Origin of the sequence: Streptomyces sp. NPDC058470 (genome assembly GCF_042721055.1) — a bacterium.
GTDB lineage: Bacteria > Actinomycetota > Actinomycetes > Streptomycetales > Streptomycetaceae > Streptomyces.
This window is the reverse complement of sequence record NZ_JBHXMF010000005.1, coordinates 143,197-161,953: the sequence shown is the minus strand read 5'-3', so window position 1 is coordinate 161,953 and position 18,757 is coordinate 143,197. Positions and strand designations below refer to the sequence as shown.

The window sequence follows — 18,757 nt, the reverse complement described above, 5'->3', positions numbered from 1 at the left end:
ACGTCACGCAGGGCCCGGCTCCCACGGGGGAGCCGGGCCCTTTCGTGTGCGCGCGGAGTGCGAGCCCCCGCGTGCTGGATCACTCTGGGTTTTCGATGACCATCCCAGAGTGAGGAGCGCGCATGCGCCGTCCCTTTGCCTCAGCACTGGCCCTTGCGGCCGCCGCGGTCGCGATACCACTGGCGTCGCCCGCCCCGGCGGCGGCCGACAGCATCATCATCGGCGGCTTTCCGGTCGAGATCTCCCAGGCTCCCTGGACAGTGGCGCTGTCCAGCCGTGACCGGTTCGGGGGTACGCGCGCGGGCCAGTTCTGCGGCGGTGTCGTGATCGGTCCGTCCACCGTCCTGACCGCGGCCCACTGCCTGGGCGCGGACGTCATAGGGGCGCCGCCGCGGCAGGTTCGCGACCTGAAGGTCATCGCCGGCCGGGGAGACCTGCTGTCGAGCAGCGGTAAGGAGATCCCGGTGAGCAGCATGTGGGTCAATCCCGACTACGACAGCGATACGAACGCCGGGGACTTCGGCGTGCTCACCCTCGCGGCCCCGCTCCCGGAGAGCTCGGTCATCGGTATGGCGCCCTCCGGAGACGCCGCGTACAAGCCCGGTACGGCCGCCACGGTCTACGGCTGGGGCGATACGACGGGGGGCGGCGACTATGCGCGCAGTCTGCGGGCCGCGCGTGTGAGCGTGCTCCCCGATACCGCCTGCGAAGGGGCTTATCCGGGCAGCGCGGTCGGCACCTACCGGGCGGCGTCCATGCTGTGCGCCGGGGAGCTCAGGGGCGGGCGGGATGCCTGTCAGGGAGACAGCGGCGGACCGTTGGTCGCTCAGGGGCGGCTCATCGGCCTGGTGTCGTGGGGGAGCGGCTGTGGGCGCGCTGGGAGCCCTGGCGTCTACACGCGGGTCTCGGATGCCGTCCGGACGCTCGACGGGCCCCGGTGAGCCCCTGGATGGCCGCTGGGCAGGTTCCGCTGAGCCTCCGGACGGGCACCTCGACGGGTTCCGCTGAGATCCGGGCCGGTGTGGGGCGGTCGTACTCAGACCCGGGCGGGTGTTGGCCGGTTGCGCTGAGACCTGGACGGGTGCTGGGCGGTCGCGCTGAGAGACCCGGACGGGTGCTCCGCGGTCGTACTGAATCCCTGACGGGCGCTGGCCGGTCGCGCTGAGATCTGGACGGGTGTCGGCAGGTCGCGCTGAGCGTTACCTGCCAAGCGGTACGAATGCGGGCGGCCACTCCCTGTGTCCAGGGAGTGGCCGCCCGCACACCGGCCTGATGCCGGCACCCGCTCGTCGTTGATGCGAAGTGTCAGCGTTCTTCGTCGTTGACGCTTTCCGGAACGGACGTCAGTCGCTCCGTCTCGTCCTGTATCTCAGCGGCGATCTTCTTGAGTTCCGGCTCGAACTTGCGACCGTGGTGGGCGCAGAAGAGCAGTTCTCCGCCGCTCAGGAGGACGACGCGCAGATATGCCTGGGCGCCGCAACGGTCGCAGCGGTCAGCGGCCGTCAGCGGGCTCGCGGGGGTCAGAACAGTAGTCACGTCGCCTCTTCTCTAGCTCGACGAGCTGTCGTACCAGGGTCAACATCCAACCAGGCCGAAAACGTTCCCGCTCGGGGCCCTTCCTCGAAAATTTCTCTCCAGGGCGGCTGTCTGCTGCCAGGTGGCGGCGAATGGGCCGTATTGCGTGTCTTCGTGTCTTACGGGTTCGCGCTGTCTGTCAGGGTCGGTCCTCCCGGCTGGCTTGCCGGTTGTTCTTGAGGACGTGCCCGGAGCCTAAATGGTTCATGCCCCGAAGGGAACGTGATATGTACTTCACTCCATCGAGGGATCGAACACCCATGCGACCCTGGACTAGGGTGTTTTCATGCGAGGGTGGCGTTACAACGGCTCTACCAGGCCTCGGTACCCTCTGAGCGGCGACCGAAGCCCGGCCTTACCCAAAAGGGCCCCATCTGAAATTCAGCGAGGAGCGAACCGCGTGACCGCCGAGACGTCCGTGCCGTCCACAGCGTTGCTGACCGGAGCAGACCGGGACGGTTCCAACTACACCGCGCGGCACCTGCTCGTCCTCGAGGGGCTCGAGGCCGTACGCAAGCGCCCCGGCATGTACATCGGGTCGACCGACAGCCGCGGTCTGATGCACTGCCTCTGGGAGATCATCGACAACTCCGTGGACGAGGCCCTGGGCGGCTACTGCGACCACATCGAGGTGATCCTGCACGACGACGCCTCGGTGGAGGTACGGGACAACGGCCGTGGCATCCCGGTGGACGTGGAGCCCAAGACCGGCCTCTCCGGTGTCGAGGTCGTGATGACCAAGCTGCACGCCGGCGGAAAGTTCGGAGGCGGCTCGTACGCGGCCTCCGGCGGTCTTCACGGCGTCGGTGCCTCTGTGGTGAACGCGCTCTCCGCCCGCCTGGACGTCGAGGTGGACCGCAGCGGCCACACCCACGCGGTGAGCTTCCGGCGCGGCACCCCGGGAGAGTTCAAGGCGGCCGGCCCCGACGGCGCCTTCGAAGCGGCGAGCGGGATGCGCAAGATCAAGCGGATCCCCAAGACCCGCACCGGCGCGCGCGTGCGCTACTGGGCCGACCGTCAGATCTTCCTCAAGGACGCCAAGCTCTCCTTGGAGGGCCTGCACCAGCGCGCCCGCCAGACCGCCTTCCTGGTACCGGGACTGACCATCGTCGTACGCGACGAGTACGGGCTCGGCGAGGGCGGCAGCAAGGGCGAGGAGTCCTTCCGCTTCGACGGTGGCATCAGCGAGTTCTGTGAGTACCTGGCCGGCGACAAGCCTGTCTGTGACGTCCTCCGCTTCTCCGGACAGGGCAGCTTCAAGGAGACCGTCCCGGTCCTTGACGACCACGGGCAGATGACGCCGACCGAGGTCACCCGAGAGCTGGGTGTCGATGTCGCGATGCGCTGGGGCACCGGGTACGACACCACCCTGCGGTCGTTCGTGAACATCATCGCCACGCCCAAGGGCGGCACCCACGTCGCAGGCTTCGAACAGGCCGTCGCCAAGACGATGAACGAGGTGCTGCGGGCCAAGAAGCTGCTGCGCGTCGCCGAGGACGACATCGTCAAGGACGACGCGCTGGAGGGCCTGACCGTCGTCGTCACCGTGCGCCTCGCCGAGCCGCAGTTCGAGGGTCAGACCAAGGAGATCCTCGGCACCTCGGCGGCCCGCCGCATCGTGACGAACGTGGTGTCCAAGGAGCTCAAGGAGTTCCTGACCACCACGAAGCGAGACGCTGCCGCGCAGGCCCGGGTCGTCATGGAGAAGGCCGTCGCGGCCGCCCGTACGCGGATCGCGGCCCGGCAGCACAAGGACGCGCAGCGCCGGAAGACGGCCCTGGAGTCCTCCTCGCTGCCCGCCAAGCTCGCCGACTGCCGCAGCGACGACGTGGGGCGCAGCGAGCTGTTCATCGTCGAGGGCGACTCCGCGCTCGGTACGGCCAAGCTCGCCCGGAACTCCGAGTTCCAGGCGCTGCTGCCGATCCGCGGCAAGATCCTCAACGTTCAGAAGTCGTCCGTCACGGACATGCTGAAGAACGTCGAGTGCGGGGCGATCATCCAGGTCATAGGAGCCGGGTCCGGCCGGACCTTCGACATCGACGCGGCGCGCTACGGGAAGATCATTCTTCTCGTCGACGCCGATGTCGACGGTGCGCACATCCGCTGTCTGCTGCTGACGCTGTTCCAGCGCTACATGCGGCCGATGGTCGAGGCAGGGCGGGTGTTCGCGGCAGTGCCGCCGCTGCACAGGATCGAACTCAGCCAGCCCAAGAAGGGGCAGGACAAGTACATCTACACGTACTCGGACCGTGAGCTGCGGGAGACGATGCTCGAGCTCCAGCGCAAGAACGTGCGGTACAAGGACTCGATCCAGCGGTACAAGGGCCTCGGCGAGATGGATGCCGACCAGCTGGCCGAGACCACGATGGATCCGCGCCATCGGACACTGCGGCGGATCAACATCTCCGACCTGGAGTCGTCCGAGCAGGTGTTTGATCTGCTGATGGGGAATGACGTGGCTCCGCGTAAGGAGTTCATTTCCAACTCGGCGGCCACGTTGGATCGGTCTCGTATCGACGCGTAGGCGCGGCTGCTGGGCTGCGTGTGCGGGTGCGGGTGCGTGCGGTGTACCGGTGCGCGCTTTCCGGTACGTCTGGTGGGTGGGTCGGGGGCGTGCCGGTACGTCCCGCCCGTCGCCGACGGATCAGACCTCGGGCAAGGGTGCGGGGGTCCGGTGACGCGGGCGTACGCGACGGGCATCTGGGGGTACGGGCACGCCCCCTTCCGCCGTCCTTCGGCTGCGGGCCGCATCATCCACAGCCTGTGCGGTGGTTGGTTGCTTGGGGGTGGGGTGGGCTGGCGGGTGCCGCCGTTCCGATCCCCCAGCAGCTCGATGGTGCTCTCTGCCCATCGGCTTGGGCGGTCTTCATCCCGTCCGGTGCTTTCGGATGGAGGTGCCGTCCCGATTTCCCCCACCTGATTTCCCGCTCACCCCAGCCCTCACCCACCCGTGGGGTTCCGCTTTTCAGCACCGGCCCGGGGAGATCTTTCAGCCTGTCCGGCGTTTGAGGACGAGGCCGTTCAGGCCGATGGCGGGGGTCTGTGGGCGGCAGCCCCCAGGTACGGGACGGGTAGGGGCGGAGGGGGCGAAAAACGTCCTGGCCCGGCGGCGCACACATGCAGGGGGCCGGATGCCAGCCCCGTCGTGTGGGGGCTCCACCCGTGGGTGGAGGTCTGGTCCGGGCAGAGATCCACCCGCGATCCACCCGGGCTCCGATCTGCTGACCAGCAATTTTCCGTAGCGTCGAAGGCGTCGACAGCTCCCGCTGTCGGCATCCGCTCTTCCTCGTCCACGGAGGCCGTGATGTCTGGGCTGATCAACGCCTTGGCGATCTTCGCCGTTGTCGTTCTGGTGATCGTGCGCCAGTTCCGCGCGCAAAGGATCAGTGCGGACCGGCGCTGGTGGATCCTGCCCGCCGTTCTGGGTTTCATAGCTCTGCGAGAGCCGGGGCTGATCGACGCGCACCACCAGGCCGAGGCGATTCTTCTGCTTGGGGCGGAGTTGCTCATCGGCCTGGCCACCGGGGCCGGCTGGGCGTGGACCACCCGGATATGGGCGGCGCCGGACGGCTCGGTGTGGGGCAAGGGCACCAGGGCGAGCGTGGCCGTATGGATCGTCGGCATAGGTCTGCGCGTGGGTCTGTTCGGCATCGGGGCCCTGCTCGGCGTGGACCAGGACGCCACTGCCATGGTGCTGCTGGCTCTCGCTGCCACGCTGCTGATCCGCTCCGGAACTCTCGTCTGGAGGTCGCGATCCCTGCACCCGGCGAGCCCGCGGGGTGCGGCGTACGGTGACGGCGTGCCCCAGGCCCCGTGGAAGGAGCGTGTGTGACGGAGAACGTCTGGACGCGCTGGCCATCCCGCGAGGCACTCTCCCGAGCGGGAGTGGCGCGGCCCCGGCGCCTGCTCGCCTGGGCCACGCGTGTCGGCGCCCTCGGCATTCTCCTGGGGACGACCTTCACCGACAGTGAGTTGCACGGCTGGGGTGTCGCAGCGGGTGTGCTGGGAGTCGTTGCGTGCGGAGCCGCAGCATGGGCCTTCTGGCGGACCACACTCGAACACCGGCTGCTGCCCTCGCTGGGGCTGTTCGTACTGCTGCTCGGGATCGCGACAGTTGGGCAGAGTGTCGGATTCCGGGTTCCGGCCCTCGTCCTGTGGTGCGGGTGTGCGGTGAGTGGCATGGAGCGGTTGCCTCTCGCGGCAGCCCTGCCTGCCACCTCCGTGGCGCTGGGGGCGTATGCGGCGGTCAACAACGATGTCTGGCTGACCACCCTGGCCACCACGGTAGGGCTCGCCCTGGCCGGGTATGTGCTGCGCCTGGACGCGGAGGCGCGGGGGAGTGCGCAACGACTGCTGGCTCAGGAGCGCGCGGCGCACGTGGCCGAGGCGGAGTCGGCGGCGCTCGCGGAGCGGGCCCGGATCGCGCGGGAGATCCACGATGTGCTCGCGCACAGCCTCTCGGCGCAACTGGTGCACCTGGAAGCGGCCCGTCTGCTCATCGAGCGAGGTGGGGACCGGGAGACGATCCTCGAACGGGTCGTGGCGGCCCGGAGGATGGCACGCGAGGGCCTCGCCGAGACCCGGCAGGCGCTGTCCGCCCTGCGCGGCGAGATGTCCCCGGTGGAGGACTTCCTGAGCGAACTCGTCGCGACGACCGATGGTGCCGATGTCACCGTGACGGGTGAACGGCAGCTGTTGGGCGCCGAGGTTTCGCAGGCGGTGCGCAGGGTCGCGCAGGAAGCTCTGACGAACGTGCGCAAGCACGCTCCGGGCGCCAAGGTCCGGGTGCGGCTGGACTACGGCGAGCGCGAAGTGACCCTGGCCGTAAGGGACTCGGGCGGGCCGAAGGGCGAGCTCAGCGGTTCCGGCGCCGGGTACGGTCTGCTGGGCATGCGGGAGCGGGCCGAGTTGCTGGGCGGCTCCCTGGAGGCAGGGCCGGACGAGGAGGGGTTCGTGGTGACGCTGAAGGTGCCCGTATGACGGAGGAGGAAGGGAGGAAGCCGGCGCGAGTCGTGGTGGCCGACGACCAGACCGTGGTGCGCGAGGGCATCGTGATGCTGCTGGGGCTGTTGCCCGGCATCGAGGTCGTCGGGGCGGCCGGGGACGGGCACGAGGCCGTGGCTCTTGTCGCCGACCTCGCTCCGGACGTGGTGCTGATGGATCTGCGCATGCCGCGCTGCGACGGTGTCGAGGCGACCCGGCGCATCCGTGCCGAGTACCCGGGAACGCAGGTTGTCGTGCTCACCACGTACGAGGACGACGAGTCGTTGTTTCCCGCGCTCAGAGCGGGGGCTCGGGGCTATCTGACCAAGGACGCGGGAGGTGACGAGATCGTCAGAGCTGTGCGGAGCGTGCTCTCCGGGGAGGCCGGACTCTCGCCAAGCGTCCAGCGCCGGCTGCTCGAGCGCCTTTCCGAGCCGGAGCCGATTGCGCCTGCGGAGCCGCCGGACGGGCTCACCGCGCGCGAGGCCGAGGTGCTGTTGTTGATCGCCGGGGGCCTCACCAACCAGGAGATCGCCCGTGAGTTGCATGTCTCCACTGCGACGGTGAAGACCCACATCAACAACCTCTTCGCCAAGACGGGGGTCAAGGACCGTGCTCAGGCAGTCCGTTACGCCTATGGGAAGGGTCTCGTACGGCCACCGGCAGGCTGAGTCACCTGATGGAGTGAAGAGCGCGGAGAGAAGAGTCCGGGATCTTCCCGATCTGCACATCCTTGGGCACGCGGCCGAAACGGGCCGCGGACAAGGAGAGTTCGGTGGAGAAGCACGACGGTCGCGACACCGGGAAGGTCCGGTTCGACGACCCCTGGTACGACGCGCTTGCCTCCGGCTGGGGTGAGTTGGACGGCACGGGTGCGCCCGCTCCCGCCGTGCCGCCCGCGCACCCGGAGCAGGAGCGTCGGACGGGCGGGGCGGCCGACGTCTATCTGGAGGTGCAGCGCAGCGCGGCCTTCCAGGAGGTCCGCAGCCGGTACCGGAGGTTCGTGGTCCCCGGCTTCGCCGTCTTCTTCACCTGGTACGTGGGTTACGTGGTGACGGCGACGACGGCACCCGGCTTCATGGCCCGGCCCGTTGCCGGTGCGGTGAATGTGGCGATGGTCGCGGGGCTCGGACAGTTCGTCACCACCTTCCTGTTCACCTGGGCGTACGCGAGGCATGCGCGGCTGCGCAGGGACCGGGCGGCTCTCGATCTGCGCTGGGACACCCAGGAACTGACCCGGAGCGCCAGAGGTGGTGAGCGATGAGCGGCAACCATCAGACACTGGCGCTGCTGCTGTTCAGCGCGTTCGTCGTGGTGACCCTGGCGATCACGACGTGGGTGAGCCGCAACCGGCATGGTTCGGCGGAGGAGTTCTATGCCGGCGGGCGGTTGTTCTCGCCGATGGAGAATGGTTTTGCCATCTCCGGTGACTACATGTCGGCGGCGTCCTTCCTCGGCGTCACGGGTCTGATCGCGCTCTTCGGCTACGACGGGCTCCTGTACGTGGTGGGCTTTCTGGTGGCCTGGCTCGTGGTCCTCTTCCTGGTCGCCGAACTGGTGCGCAACTGCGGGCGGTTCACGCTCGCCGACGTCGTCGCGTCCCGGATGAGCGAGCGGCCGGTGCGGATCGCGGCGGGAACCTCGTCGGTGACCGTGTCCGTTCTGTATCTGGTGGCGCAGATGGTGGGAGCGGGCAGCCTGGTTGCGCTGCTGCTCGGGGGCACGAGCGAGGCGGCGCGCAACTGGACGGTGATCGGCGTCGGCGCGCTCATGGTGATCTATGTGTCGATGGGAGGGATGCGGGCCACCACGTGGATCCAGATCGTCAAGGCGGTTCTGCTGATGGGCGGGGCCATTGCCCTGACCGTGCTTGTCCTGGTCCGTTTTCACGGGGACTTCAACCAGTTGCTGCGTTCGGCGGCCGACAGAAGCGGACACGGTGACGCGTTCCTTGCTCCCGGGCTGAGGTACGGCGGGGACTGGACGGCACGGTTCGACTTCATCAGCCTGGGACTCGCCCTGGTGTTGGGCACGGCCGGGCTGCCGCACATCCTGTCGCGGTTCTACACCGTGCCGACGGCGAGGGCCGCGCGGCGTTCGGTGGTCTGGGCGATCGGCCTCATCGGGAGCTTCTACCTGATGACGTTCGTGCTGGGCTTCGGCGCGGCGGCGATCGTCGGTCCGGAAGCGGTACGCGGGTCGAACGCCGCGGGGAACACGGCCGTTCCGCTGCTGGCGCTCGATCTGGGAGGCGGCGCGAACTCGACAGGAGGAACGGTTCTGTTCGCGATCGTCGCCGCCATCGCGTTCGCCACGATCCTCGCGGTTGTCGCCGGAATCACCCTCGCGTCCTCGGCGTCCGTGGCGCACGACCTGTATGCGTCACTGCGACGAAGGCGTGCCAAGCCACGCAGCGAGGTCGCCGTGGCGCGCACCGCGGCCGTCGGTATCGGCGTGGTCGCGATCGCGCTCGGCTTGCTCGCCCGCGATCTCAACGTCGCCTTCCTGGTGGGCCTCGCCTTCGCGGTGGCCGCGTCCGCGAACCTGCCCGTGCTGCTGTACTCGCTGTTCTGGCGGGGCTTCACGACGCGCGGTGCGGTGTGGGCCGTGTACGGGGGGCTGGTGCCCGCCCTGGCGCTCGTACTGCTGTCACCCGTGGTGTCGGGGAGCCCCGAATCGCTGTTCCCGAGCGCCGACTTCCAGTACTTCCCGCTGCAGAACCCGGGCCTCGTGTCCATCCCCCTGGGCTTTCTCGCGGGCTGGCTGGGCACGGTCACCTCCGCGGAGCCGCCGGACGAGGCCAAGTACGCGGAGACCGAGGTGCGGTCGTTGACGGGCGCCGGGGCTGTCTGAGGGCGCGGCCGGCGACTTTGGGTGCGGTCGATGACTGAAGGCGCGGTCGATCAATGAGGTTGCGGCCGAAGATCGACCACGGCGTTGGTGGAGAAGAGTGGGGCCGGCCGAGCTGTCCGGCCAGGTGTGTTCTCAGGCGCGGGTCGCCCAGACGTAGCGGTGCTCCGGGCGACCCGCGTCGCCGTACTTCAGGGTCAGCCTGGCCCGCCCCGTGCGCTCCAGGAGCTTCAGATAGCGCTGGGCGGTCTGCCGGCTCAGTCCGGTCTGCTCCGCGACCTCCTGGGCCGACAGAGGGCCCTCGGACTTCACCAGGGCGCGGCGTACGAGTTCCGCGGTCGTGGGGGAGTGGCCCTTGGGCAGGTCCGCCTCCGTACTCGCCGACAGGGCGCCGAAGATCCGGTCCACCTCCGCCTGCTCGGCCTCTCCGCCGCCGTCGAGGGTGCGGCGCAGATCCGCGTACGCCTCCAGCTTCGCGCGCAGCCCCGCGAAGGCGAACGGCTTGACCAGGTACTGGAGCGCGCCCTGCCGCATCGCCGCCTGGACCGTCGAGATGTCACGGGCGGCGGTCACCATGATGACGTCGGTCTGGTGGCCGCGCCGGCGCATCTCCTGGACGACCGCCAGGCCCGTGTCGTCCGGCAGATAGTGGTCCATGAGGACCAGGTCCAGGTGGGGCAGCGCCTCCATCCGGCTCAGCGCCTCGGCCGCGCTGTGGGCCTCGCCCGCCACATGGAAGCCCGGCACCTTCGCCACGTACGCGGCGTTGACCCGCGCGACCCGTATGTCGTCGTCCACGACCAGGACCTCGATCATCGCGACCCTTCCTTGACAGCCGTGGCATCCGTGGCAGCGGTGGTGACGGCGGCGGATTCCGGAGGCTGGTGCGGCTCGGGCACGGGCCGCGGGCCTGTCGCCGGCGCGAGACCCGCGTCCGGGGTGTGGCCTACAGCAGGTGCGTGGCCGGTGTCCGGCGCATGACCTGCATCGGACACCGCAAGACCCGTATCGACCGTCCGACCTGCGTCCGGTGCGGAACCCGACTCCGGCTCGAACCCCGGTTCCCTGAGTGCCTCCGGCAGTACGACGGTGAACTCGGCGCCCCCGCCGTCGGCCTCGGCCACCTGCGCGCTGCCGCCCTGCCGTTCGGCGAGTCGGCGCACAAGAGGGAGACCGATTCCGCGCTTGCCGTGCGCGGGGGGCTTCTTGGTGGACCATCCGTCGGTGAAGATCAGTTCCCACCGATCCTCCGGGATCCCGGGCCCGGTGTCCCGTACTCGCAGCACGGCGGTACGCCCCTCGGCGCGCAATTCGACCTCCACGCGCGCGTGGGGCGTGCCCGCGACGGCGTCGAGCGCGTTGTCGACCAGGTTGCCGACGACGGTGACCAGTCCCCCCGGATCCACCAGCCGATCCGGCAGGAGAGTCGCGTCCGAGATCCACAGGGCCACGCCGCGCTCGGCCGCGACGGAGGACTTGCCGACCAACAGGGCGGCGAGCAGCGGATCGTGGACCTTCTCGGTGACCTGTTCGGCGGTGACCCTGTGGTCCCCGAATACCTCGCCGACGAACTCCTTGGCGTCGTCGTACATCTCCAGTTCGAGCAGCCCCAGGAGTGTGTGCATCCGGTTGGCGTGCTCGTGGTCCTGGGCGCGCAGGGCGTCGATCAGGCCGTGTGTGGAGTCGAGTTCGCGGCCGAGCTGCTCCACCTCGGTGCGGTCGCGCAGCGTGGCCACGGCGCCGCCGTCGTCCGTGGGCATGCGGTTGGCGACCAGCACGCGCTCGCCGCGGACGGTGAGCAGGTCGGTGCCGGTGACACGGCCGGCCAGCACATCGGTCGTACGGCCCGGTCCGAGCGCGTCGTCGAGCGGCCTGCCGATGGCCTCCCCGTCGAGCCCCAGCAGCCGCTGCGCCTCGTCGTTGAGGAGGCGTACGCGGCCGCCGCGGTCCAGCGCGACGACGCCCTCACGTATGCCGTGCAGCATCGCCTCGCGCTCCGCGAGCAGCGCCGCGATGTCGGAGAAGGCCAGGTCACGGGTCTGTCGCTGGACGCGGCGGGAGATCAGATACGCGGCCAGCGCACCGACGGCCAGAGCTCCGCCCGCGTACGCCAGCAGTCCGGGGATCGCGTGGATCAGCCTGGCCCGCACGCTGTCGTACTCGATGCCGACCGAGATCGCGCCGACGATGTCGCCGTCGGCGTCCCGCAGCGGCACCTTGCCGCGGGCGGAGCGGCCGAGCGTCCCGTCGTCGATCTCCATGACGTCCTTGCCGGCCAGGGCCTGGCTGGGGTCGGTCGAGACGACCTTGCCGATCTGCGTGGTGTCGGTGTGCGACCAGCGCACACCGTCCGTGTTCATCACCACCACGTACTCGGCCCCGCTGGCCTTCCGGATCCGCTCCGCCTCGGCCTGTACGGGCCCGTCCACGGACGGCCGTGTCGTCTGGAGGTCCTCGGCGATCTGCGGCTGGACGGCCGTGGTCTGCGCGATCGCGAGCGCGCGGCGCATCGCCTGGTCGTCCAGCTGTGCGCTGAGCGGGGCGAGGAACAGCCCGGTCGCGAGCACGGCGACCCCGGCGGCGATCGCCACCTGCATCAGCAGTACCTGCGAGAACACCCGCCGCGGCAGACCGAGGCGCAGTCGTCGTACGGGGGGAGTGGGGCTCATGGCTATGACGGTACGGCGGGAAGTGGGGTCTGCCGTAGGGGGGTGTGGCGTGGATCTCCTGATCGCCGCCGCGTGTGGGAGACGTGGCGGGCGCGGTGGGGCACGCGGCCGCCGGTCGTGGCGCTGATCAGCAGGGCAGGGCAAGCGCGGCCGGGATCAGTTCCCGTACCGCCACCACGTCCATCCGGGCCGGTGATCCCAGGGCCGAGCCGCAGCTCTCGGGGCGGGGCGGGAGCGAGGCGCCCCGGGCGACGACGACGCGCCACACACGGCCGTCGGTGTGGGCGACGGTCACCTCCCAGCGCGGCGCCTCGCCGTCCGTGCGGACGACGCTCAGGGCGTTCGCGGCGTACTCACGGGAAACCGTACGTACGGCCAGCTCGGCCGCCTGTCCGGGCCTCTCCCAGGCGGAGTTCCCGCGGCAGCCCTCGGTGACCACACGCCCTTCCTGGACGCCTTGAAGGATCTCCTTGACGGCGTGGGCCTCCGCCCGCCCGTACGCGTATCCGTACGGCAGGACGAGCAGGGTGGGCGAGAAGCGGTGACCGCCGAGGTGGGTGACCTCCCAGGCGCCGTCCACGCCGGAGGCGGCGAGCTCGGCGGCGAGGGGGCGGCCGAGCAGGGCGCAGCAGCGGTCGCGCTTGCCGTTGGTGCAGACGAGGGCGAGTGGGCCACCGGTGTGGGGCCGACCCCCAAGAGCGGCGTCGAAGGTGTGATGGTCGCCCATACCAAGCGCGGTGAAGTCGAGGTTGAGCAACTGCTCCGGGTCGCACGTTGTGGCGTTGTGCAGCCATACGTTTCCCGGAGTGGTGTGGGCCGCATACACCTGGCGTTCGGCCGGCGGGCCGAAGTCGGCGTGCCGTCCGGGGCGCCGGATGAGTGCGATCCGTACGCCGGTGCCCGCCGCAGCGGCTTCTAGGGCGCGGCCGAGCGCGGGGTCCAGGTGGCTCGAAGTGAGCGCCTTGGCACCCCAGGGACCGGGCTGTTCGAGCAGCAGCCATGTCCTTGCGGTGGCCGCGGTCCCCGCCAGGGGCTCGTCGAGGTGGCGGGACGCGGTCGTGCACGTACTCACAGAGGTGAGCCTAACCTGACTTCGGGCGGGGCGACTTCCGGCCCCGGCACGGGGGCGCACATAGGGCGCGTTCAGCGCGCGTCAGCGTGCGGGGGCCGCTCACCCCGGGAGCGGCTGCGGCGGCCGCGCGCCCACGTACCGACCGCTGGGACGCATACGCAAGGGGCGCTCCCCGTACTCCTCCAGGATGTGGGCGATCCAGCCCGCCGTACGGGCGATGGCGAAGACCGTCTCGCCCGCCGAGGCTGGCATGCCGGAGGCGACCGTCAGGACGGCCAGCGCCAGGTCGACGTTGGCGTGCAGCGGCCTGTGGCGAGCGGTGGTGGCCACGATGTCGTGAGCCGCTGCCAGTGCGGGGGCCGCGCCGGGAACCACCTCCAGGAGGGTGAAAAGGGCACGCGCGCGCGGGTCCTCGCCGAGGTAGAGCCGGTGGCCGAGCCCCGGGACGCGACGTCCGGCGCGCAGTTCGTCCGCGACCACGGGGGCCGCGGTGCCCTGTTCCAGGACGTCGAGAAGCAGCCGGTGCGCGAGCCCGCTGGCCGCGCCGTGCAGGGGGCCTTCCAGGACGCCCAAGCCCGCCGACACGGCCGCGTACACGTGCGCCCGGGCGGACGCGGCGACCCGGACAGCGAGCGTCGAGGCGGCCAGGTCGTGGTCGATCAGCAGTCCAAGTGCCACGTCCAGCGCGCGAAGTGAGGCTTCGTCAGGCGTACGGCCGCTGAGTCGTGTCCACAGGCGGTGGGCCAGCGGGCCGTCGTCCCGGGGGTCGTACCGCATCGGGGGCAGGGCAGCGACGAGGGTGGGGATGAGGGTGCGCGCAGTGCCCAGGACGGCGTTCTCGGAGAGGTCGAAGCGCAGCGGGTCGTTTGCCGAGGCGGCGATCGCCGCGACCCGCAGCCGGTCCGTGGGGCCGCTGTGCTCGGGAAGCGTGTCGACCGCGTGGCGGGCGGCGGCGACGGCTGCCTCCGGCGCGCTGAACAGGACGCCGGGACGCAGCTCTCCGGTCCACAGCCACTCGGCGATCTCCTCGTAGGAGTGCCGTGCCGCCAGTTCGATCGCGTCGACCCCGCGGTAGTAGTACCGATCGTCGGCGATCAGAGTGATGCCAGTACGGACGGACAGCTCGCCGCCGGTGCTCGAACTTCCGCCGGTGTCACGCCTGTTGCGCCGGGCGAGCGCCGTCACCTCCTCGGCGTCGAACGTGCTTCCACGGCCGTCGGGTCCGCGCCGGCTGCCGAGCTGACCGCGGCTCACATACGCGTACACCGTCTCAGGCTTCACGCCGAGCAGCTCTGCGGTCTCCTTGGTGCTGAGCCTTGGGCCCTCGTTTCCTGGTACCGCTTCTTGATCCCTCATATGTGCCACCGTATCCATGGATCGACATCTTGATTCAATCAATATTGACAGAGATTGCATCAAGACTGGACAGTCGGATCAAGTCCAGGGAGGAAACATGCCGATCAACCGGGCCGCGAACACCCCCGTCGACGTACCGCGAGGACTCGCGGGCGTCGTCGTCACCGACACCGAGCTGGGTGATGTCAGGGGGTTGGAGGGCTTCTACCACTACCGCCAGTACTCGGCCGTCGAACTCGCCCGGTCGCGCGGCTTCGAGGACGTCTGGCATCTGATGGTCCACGGCGAACTGCCGGACGCGGGACAGCGCGCCGCGTTCGCCGGGCGGACCGCTGAGCTGCGAAGGCTGCCTGACGACGTGCGTGCCGCACTGCCCGCGATCGCTGAGGCGACCGGCCATTCCGGGCCGCTCGCCGGGCTGCGCACCGCACTGTCCTTGCTCGGAGCCTCGCTGGAGTTCCGGCCCCTGTACGACATTGACGCCGGCCTGCGTCGCGCGGACGCCCTCGCTGCGTGCGCAGCCGTGCCCACTCTGCTCACCGCCCTGTACCGGCTGGGGCAAGGCCTGGAACCGCTGGAGCCACGTGAGGACCTCGCGTACGCCGCCAACTACCTCTACATGTTGACTGGTTCGGAGCCAGACGTTGCGTGTGCGAGGGCGATCGAGCAATACCTCATCTCAACCATTGACCACGGATTCAATGCATCAACCTTCACTGCGCGGGTGATCGCGTCGACCGGCGCGGATGTGGCGGCCTGCCTGGTCGGCGCCGTAGGAGCCCTCTCAGGTCCCCTCCATGGCGGCGCCCCGAGCCGCGCCCTGGACACCCTCGATGCGATCGGCACCCCCGACCGCATCGACCCGTGGATCCGCGAACGAGTACTCGCCGGCGGACGCATCATGGGCTTCGGCCACCCCGTCTACCGCACGGCAGACCCCCGTTCGCGGATGCTCCGCGACATCGCGCGTCAGTTCGGCGGCCCGATGGTCGACTTCGCGGTAGAGGTCGAACGCCAGGTGGAACAGATCCTGGCCGAGCTCAAGCCCGGCCGCGAGCTGCACACCAACGTGGAGTTCTACGCCGGCGTGGTCATGGAGCTCTGTGGCCTGCCCCGCGAGATGTTCACGCCCACCTTCGCCGCCGCCCGCGTGGTCGGCTGGAGCGGCAACATCCTGGAACAGGCGGAGGACTCGAAAATCATTCGACCCGCGGCTCGGTATGTGGGGCCGGGTGCGCCTGTGGCGGTGCCGCACCTGGCCTGACCGACGCCTTTGGCGGACCGAGTCCCGGGAGAAGAACCGGGAGGGGCTCGGCACCCCCCATCTGGTGCCGAGCCACGAAATTCACCTCAGCGCCCAACCATGCTGCGGTGTCGTCAGATCTCCGGGATGTCGGCCTTCGCGCGCACCAGCGTTTCGCGGCTGATGACGACGATGCGTTCGTAGTCCGCACGAGCGGCGTCGGCAGGCAACTCCTGGTCGAGTGCTTCTGTGGCCTCTGTGCCGATGACGGCGAAGCTTCCGTCGCTCAGTTCGAAGATGTCAGGACAGGTTTGCCCGGTGAGGCTGCCTCGCTGCTGCGGCGGCACGCCAAGGCGTCGTTCGATTTTCACCTGTTGTCGACCTTCCCTGTATGCGGGTTCTGGCGCAGGCCTGGTCTTGGCTACCCCTGACGGGGCTGCGCCGGGTAGCACGCGGGACGCGTCAAGGCCTGGTGAGACCACGGGAATGTCGGCCTTGGCGCAAATCAGGGTCTCGCGGGTGAGCAGCACGATGCTCCCGTCCTCGCCACGAGTTGCGTCGGCGGGGAGCAGAGCCTCCAGCGTTTCCGTGGCATTCGTGCCGATTACCGCGAAGTTCCCGTCGGCCAATTCGAAGATATCCGGGCAATTCTGCCCGGATACACTCCCTCGAAGGCTCGGAGGAGTACCCAGCCGACGGTTGATCTGACTCACTGTTCAAGTTCCCCTTGGTCTCAAGGCCTGGGCGGCTGCGCGCTGTGGCTGCGCGGCGCGATGCGGCCCTGTGGGGCTGCTACCTCGACGACCGGCGGCATGGAGCGACTGTTCGGTGGGGGTGACCCTTTCGCGATCGCGTGCAGTCAACCCTGTTGGCAACAGCAGCAACGGCTCAATTTGCGAGTTCGTTATCGCCCGACGGTGTGATCCCTCGGAACAGTGACGTGATTCCCCGGCGCGCGGGAGAGACGGGCGGCGCGCCGAGAGCGGCACTACTCGGCCGGTGGCTCCCCCACCACCCACCACTCGTCGATGTCCGTCTCCTCGAGTTGGCGCAGGAGGTCGTCAACCATGCGTCCCAGCTCGGCCTCCTCGGAGGTGTCGATCAGGGTCGCCCGGTGCGGCCTGGTGGCGTACCAGTACTCACGGAAGATGCGGTTCTGCAGGATGCCGCGGACGAAGCCGAAGAACTCCTCCCGGCTTATGTTTCCGATTTGGTAGTAGCAGAGCGCATTGGTGTAAAGGGCGTTGGCGAAGAGAAACTGGCGCTGCTTCCTTGGCGAGACGGCCTCGTCGTAGGTGTCCAACACCTCGGCCAGCTCGGGGTCGTCCATGGCCTTGCTCAACAGCTCCCAGTGCAGGCGCTGTTGGAGGGCGCGATTGGTGTCGCGCTGGGTCTGCGCCTGCTGCTCCAGGTACTCGATGCGGACACGTAATGAGTCGAGTGCGTGCCGCTGTGCCGCCAGCGTGGCGAGGGCTCCTGTCGCCAGGCTCATCGCTGCTGTGGCGACGGCACGCAAGCCCCGTATGCCAGACCTCTGTGTGGCCATGTCAACCCCCGATTTAGGCGACCGTCCGCCGGTCATCAGGTGTGGGTCGACTGGTGGGGACCGGCGAGCGAGTGGGCGGCGCGCTTGCCGTCTCCCAATTTTGCCGAGCGGCTCTGATCGGCAGGGAGGCGGAGAGGAGGCGCACGGAGGGAAGTGCGGGTCGCGTTTCTCGGCGCCTTGTCCAACGTGTGCCCTGCGAGCGCCGCCAACAATCGTTCACTTCGCGGCGATTCCTCCCACTCGTATCCTGGGTCGGCATTCATTCCTCGTACGAGTGCCGGTGCGTGAGCCGCACGCGTACGGGAGCCCGTTCCGAGCCGGTGCACGCGCCGGTGTGAAAGAGGTCGCCCGTTGAGCCAGCCCACTCCGCAGCCGGTCCCGAGCAAGCAGCCCGCGGTCGAGGAGGCCGCCGCGCGGCAGATCCCGGTCATCGTCCTCGCCGGTTTCCTGGGCTCCGGCAAGACCACCCTGCTCAACCACCTCCTGCACCGCGGCGGAGGCAGCCGGATCGGGGCCGTCGTCAATGACTTCGGCTCGATCGAGATCGATGCGATGGCGGTGGCCGGGGCGCTGGGGGACTCGACCGTCTCGCTGGGCAACGGGTGCCTGTGCTGTGCCGTCGACGCGAGTGAACTCGACGTCTATCTGGGGCGGCTCGCCCAGCCCTCGGCCCGTATCGACGTCATCGTGATCGAGGCGAGTGGGCTCGCCGAGCCTGAGGAGCTCGTACGGATGGTGCTCGCGAGTGAGCATCCGCGGATCGTGTACGGCGGGCTCGTCGAGGTCGTCGACGCCGCCGAGTTCGACGGTACGCGTGAGAAGCATCCCGAGATCGACCGGCATCTCGGCCTCGCGGATCTCGTCGTCGTCAACAAGATCGACCGGGCGGCGGAAGGCGAGGACGAGCGGGTGCTCCGCGTCGTTCGCGAACTCGCCGGGCCTGCCGCCGTCGTACCCGCCAGCTATGGCCGGATCGATCCCGAGTTCCTCTTCGACTGCCGGCCGACCGAGGAGCGCATCGGGCAGTTGTCCTTCGACGATCTCCACCAACACGAAGAACCCGACCACGCCCGTCACCTCCACTCCGCCTACGAATCCCTCGCCCTCACCTCCGAAGTCCCGCTCAGCCCGCGGCGGTTGATGGAGTTCCTCGACAGCAGGCCCGAGGGGCTCTACCGCATCAAGGGGTACGTCGATTTCGGCGCCCACGACCGCGGCAACCGCTATGCCGTGCACGCCGTCGGACGGTTCCTGCGCTTCTACCCGGAACCCTGGCCCCGTGCCGGCGAGCGGCTCAGCCAACTCGTCCTCATCGGCTCGGGCATCGACACGGCCGCCCTGGCCAAGGAACTGGAGGCGTGCAAGGAGGACGCCCCACACGCCGACGAGCACGGCATGTGGGGCGTCCTCCGCTACGTACAGGACAAGGATTCCGAATAGCCGGGCCCGTCTGCACCGGGCCC

The 18,757-nt window shown here is 69.3% G+C and carries 16 protein-coding genes; 9 read left to right on the top strand and 7 right to left on the bottom strand.

From position 1 onward, the window contains the following. The first annotated feature begins 122 nt into the window (after nt 1-122). Nucleotides 123-941, top strand: coding sequence for a S1 family serine peptidase (locus tag ACFWP7_RS05710; RefSeq protein WP_384376516.1), 819 nt, complete (start codon nt 123-125; stop codon nt 939-941). Nucleotides 942-1,305: 364 nt separating this feature from the next. Here the strand turns inward: ACFWP7_RS05710 and ACFWP7_RS05705 are convergent, their stop codons facing one another. Continuing rightward, complete coding sequence (locus ACFWP7_RS05705; protein ID WP_121406526.1) at nt 1,306-1,536, bottom strand: hypothetical protein; 231 nt, start codon at nt 1,534-1,536, stop codon at nt 1,306-1,308. A gap of 439 nt (nt 1,537-1,975) precedes the next feature. Here ACFWP7_RS05705 and ACFWP7_RS05700 point away from each other — a divergent pair, with 439 nt between their 5' ends. From ACFWP7_RS05700 to ACFWP7_RS05675, 6 genes are all read left to right on the top strand, one after another. Further along, the gene (locus ACFWP7_RS05700; RefSeq protein WP_384376513.1) at nt 1,976-4,099 is read left to right on the top strand and encodes a type IIA DNA topoisomerase subunit B; all 2,124 of its coding nucleotides are present in this window, start codon (nt 1,976-1,978) and stop codon (nt 4,097-4,099) included. Between the two features lie 780 nt (nt 4,100-4,879). Beyond that, a complete protein-coding gene (locus ACFWP7_RS05695) occupies nt 4,880-5,407 on the top strand; it encodes a DUF1453 domain-containing protein (protein WP_384376510.1) in 528 nt (175 codons plus the stop codon). Beyond that, nucleotides 5,404-6,555 carry a sensor histidine kinase gene (locus ACFWP7_RS05690; RefSeq protein ID WP_384376506.1) on the top strand — a complete coding sequence of 384 codons (1,152 nt, stop codon included), beginning with the start codon at nt 5,404-5,406 and terminating at the stop codon, nt 6,553-6,555. Before ACFWP7_RS05695 ends, ACFWP7_RS05690 begins: the two co-directional genes overlap by 4 nt. Beyond that, a complete protein-coding gene (locus ACFWP7_RS05685) occupies nt 6,552-7,229 on the top strand; it encodes a response regulator (protein WP_384376503.1) in 678 nt (225 codons plus the stop codon). Before ACFWP7_RS05690 ends, ACFWP7_RS05685 begins: the two co-directional genes overlap by 4 nt. A gap of 104 nt (nt 7,230-7,333) precedes the next feature. Then, on the top strand, nt 7,334-7,822 hold the full coding sequence (locus tag ACFWP7_RS05680) for a DUF485 domain-containing protein (RefSeq protein ID WP_384376500.1): 489 nt from the start codon (nt 7,334-7,336) through the stop codon (nt 7,820-7,822). Then, nucleotides 7,819-9,411, top strand: coding sequence for a cation acetate symporter (locus ACFWP7_RS05675; protein ID WP_384376497.1), 1,593 nt, complete (start codon nt 7,819-7,821; stop codon nt 9,409-9,411). Before ACFWP7_RS05680 ends, ACFWP7_RS05675 begins: the two co-directional genes overlap by 4 nt. A gap of 132 nt (nt 9,412-9,543) precedes the next feature. Here the strand turns inward: ACFWP7_RS05675 and ACFWP7_RS05670 are convergent, their stop codons facing one another. The 4 genes from ACFWP7_RS05670 to ACFWP7_RS05655 all read right to left on the bottom strand — a co-directional run bounded on the left by ACFWP7_RS05670 (nt 9,544) and on the right by ACFWP7_RS05655 (nt 14,505). Further along, a complete protein-coding gene (locus tag ACFWP7_RS05670) occupies nt 9,544-10,224 on the bottom strand; it encodes a response regulator (protein WP_384376494.1) in 681 nt (226 codons plus the stop codon). After that, a complete protein-coding gene (locus ACFWP7_RS05665; protein WP_384376491.1) occupies nt 10,221-12,077 on the bottom strand; it encodes an ATP-binding protein in 1,857 nt (618 codons plus the stop codon). The genes ACFWP7_RS05670 and ACFWP7_RS05665 overlap by 4 nt, the downstream gene beginning before the upstream one ends. A gap of 127 nt (nt 12,078-12,204) precedes the next feature. Further along, complete coding sequence (locus tag ACFWP7_RS05660; protein WP_384376488.1) at nt 12,205-13,149, bottom strand: sucrase ferredoxin; 945 nt, start codon at nt 13,147-13,149, stop codon at nt 12,205-12,207. Nucleotides 13,150-13,248: 99 nt separating this feature from the next. After that, entirely contained in the window at nt 13,249-14,505 is a 1,257-nt protein-coding gene (locus ACFWP7_RS05655) for a citrate synthase family protein (protein WP_384376485.1), read from the bottom strand. A 97-nt stretch (nt 14,506-14,602) separates the two neighbouring features. Here ACFWP7_RS05655 and ACFWP7_RS05650 point away from each other — a divergent pair, with 97 nt between their 5' ends. Then, nucleotides 14,603-15,769: a citrate synthase/methylcitrate synthase gene (locus ACFWP7_RS05650; protein WP_384376482.1), complete on the top strand. Its 1,167-nt coding sequence runs from the start codon at nt 14,603-14,605 to the stop codon at nt 15,767-15,769. Nucleotides 15,770-15,882: 113 nt separating this feature from the next. Here the strand turns inward: ACFWP7_RS05650 and ACFWP7_RS05645 are convergent, their stop codons facing one another. Together ACFWP7_RS05645 and ACFWP7_RS05640 are read right to left on the bottom strand one after the other, a co-directional pair. Continuing rightward, entirely contained in the window at nt 15,883-16,119 is a 237-nt protein-coding gene (locus ACFWP7_RS05645) for a hypothetical protein (RefSeq protein WP_384376656.1), read from the bottom strand. Nucleotides 16,120-16,736: 617 nt separating this feature from the next. Next, nucleotides 16,737-17,264, bottom strand: coding sequence for a DUF6082 family protein (locus ACFWP7_RS05640; RefSeq protein ID WP_384376479.1), 528 nt, complete (start codon nt 17,262-17,264; stop codon nt 16,737-16,739). 381 nt (nt 17,265-17,645) lie between these two features. Here ACFWP7_RS05640 and ACFWP7_RS05635 point away from each other — a divergent pair, with 381 nt between their 5' ends. After that, entirely contained in the window at nt 17,646-18,734 is a 1,089-nt protein-coding gene (locus ACFWP7_RS05635; RefSeq protein WP_384376476.1) for a CobW family GTP-binding protein, read from the top strand. Nucleotides 18,735-18,757: the final 23 nt, after the last annotated feature.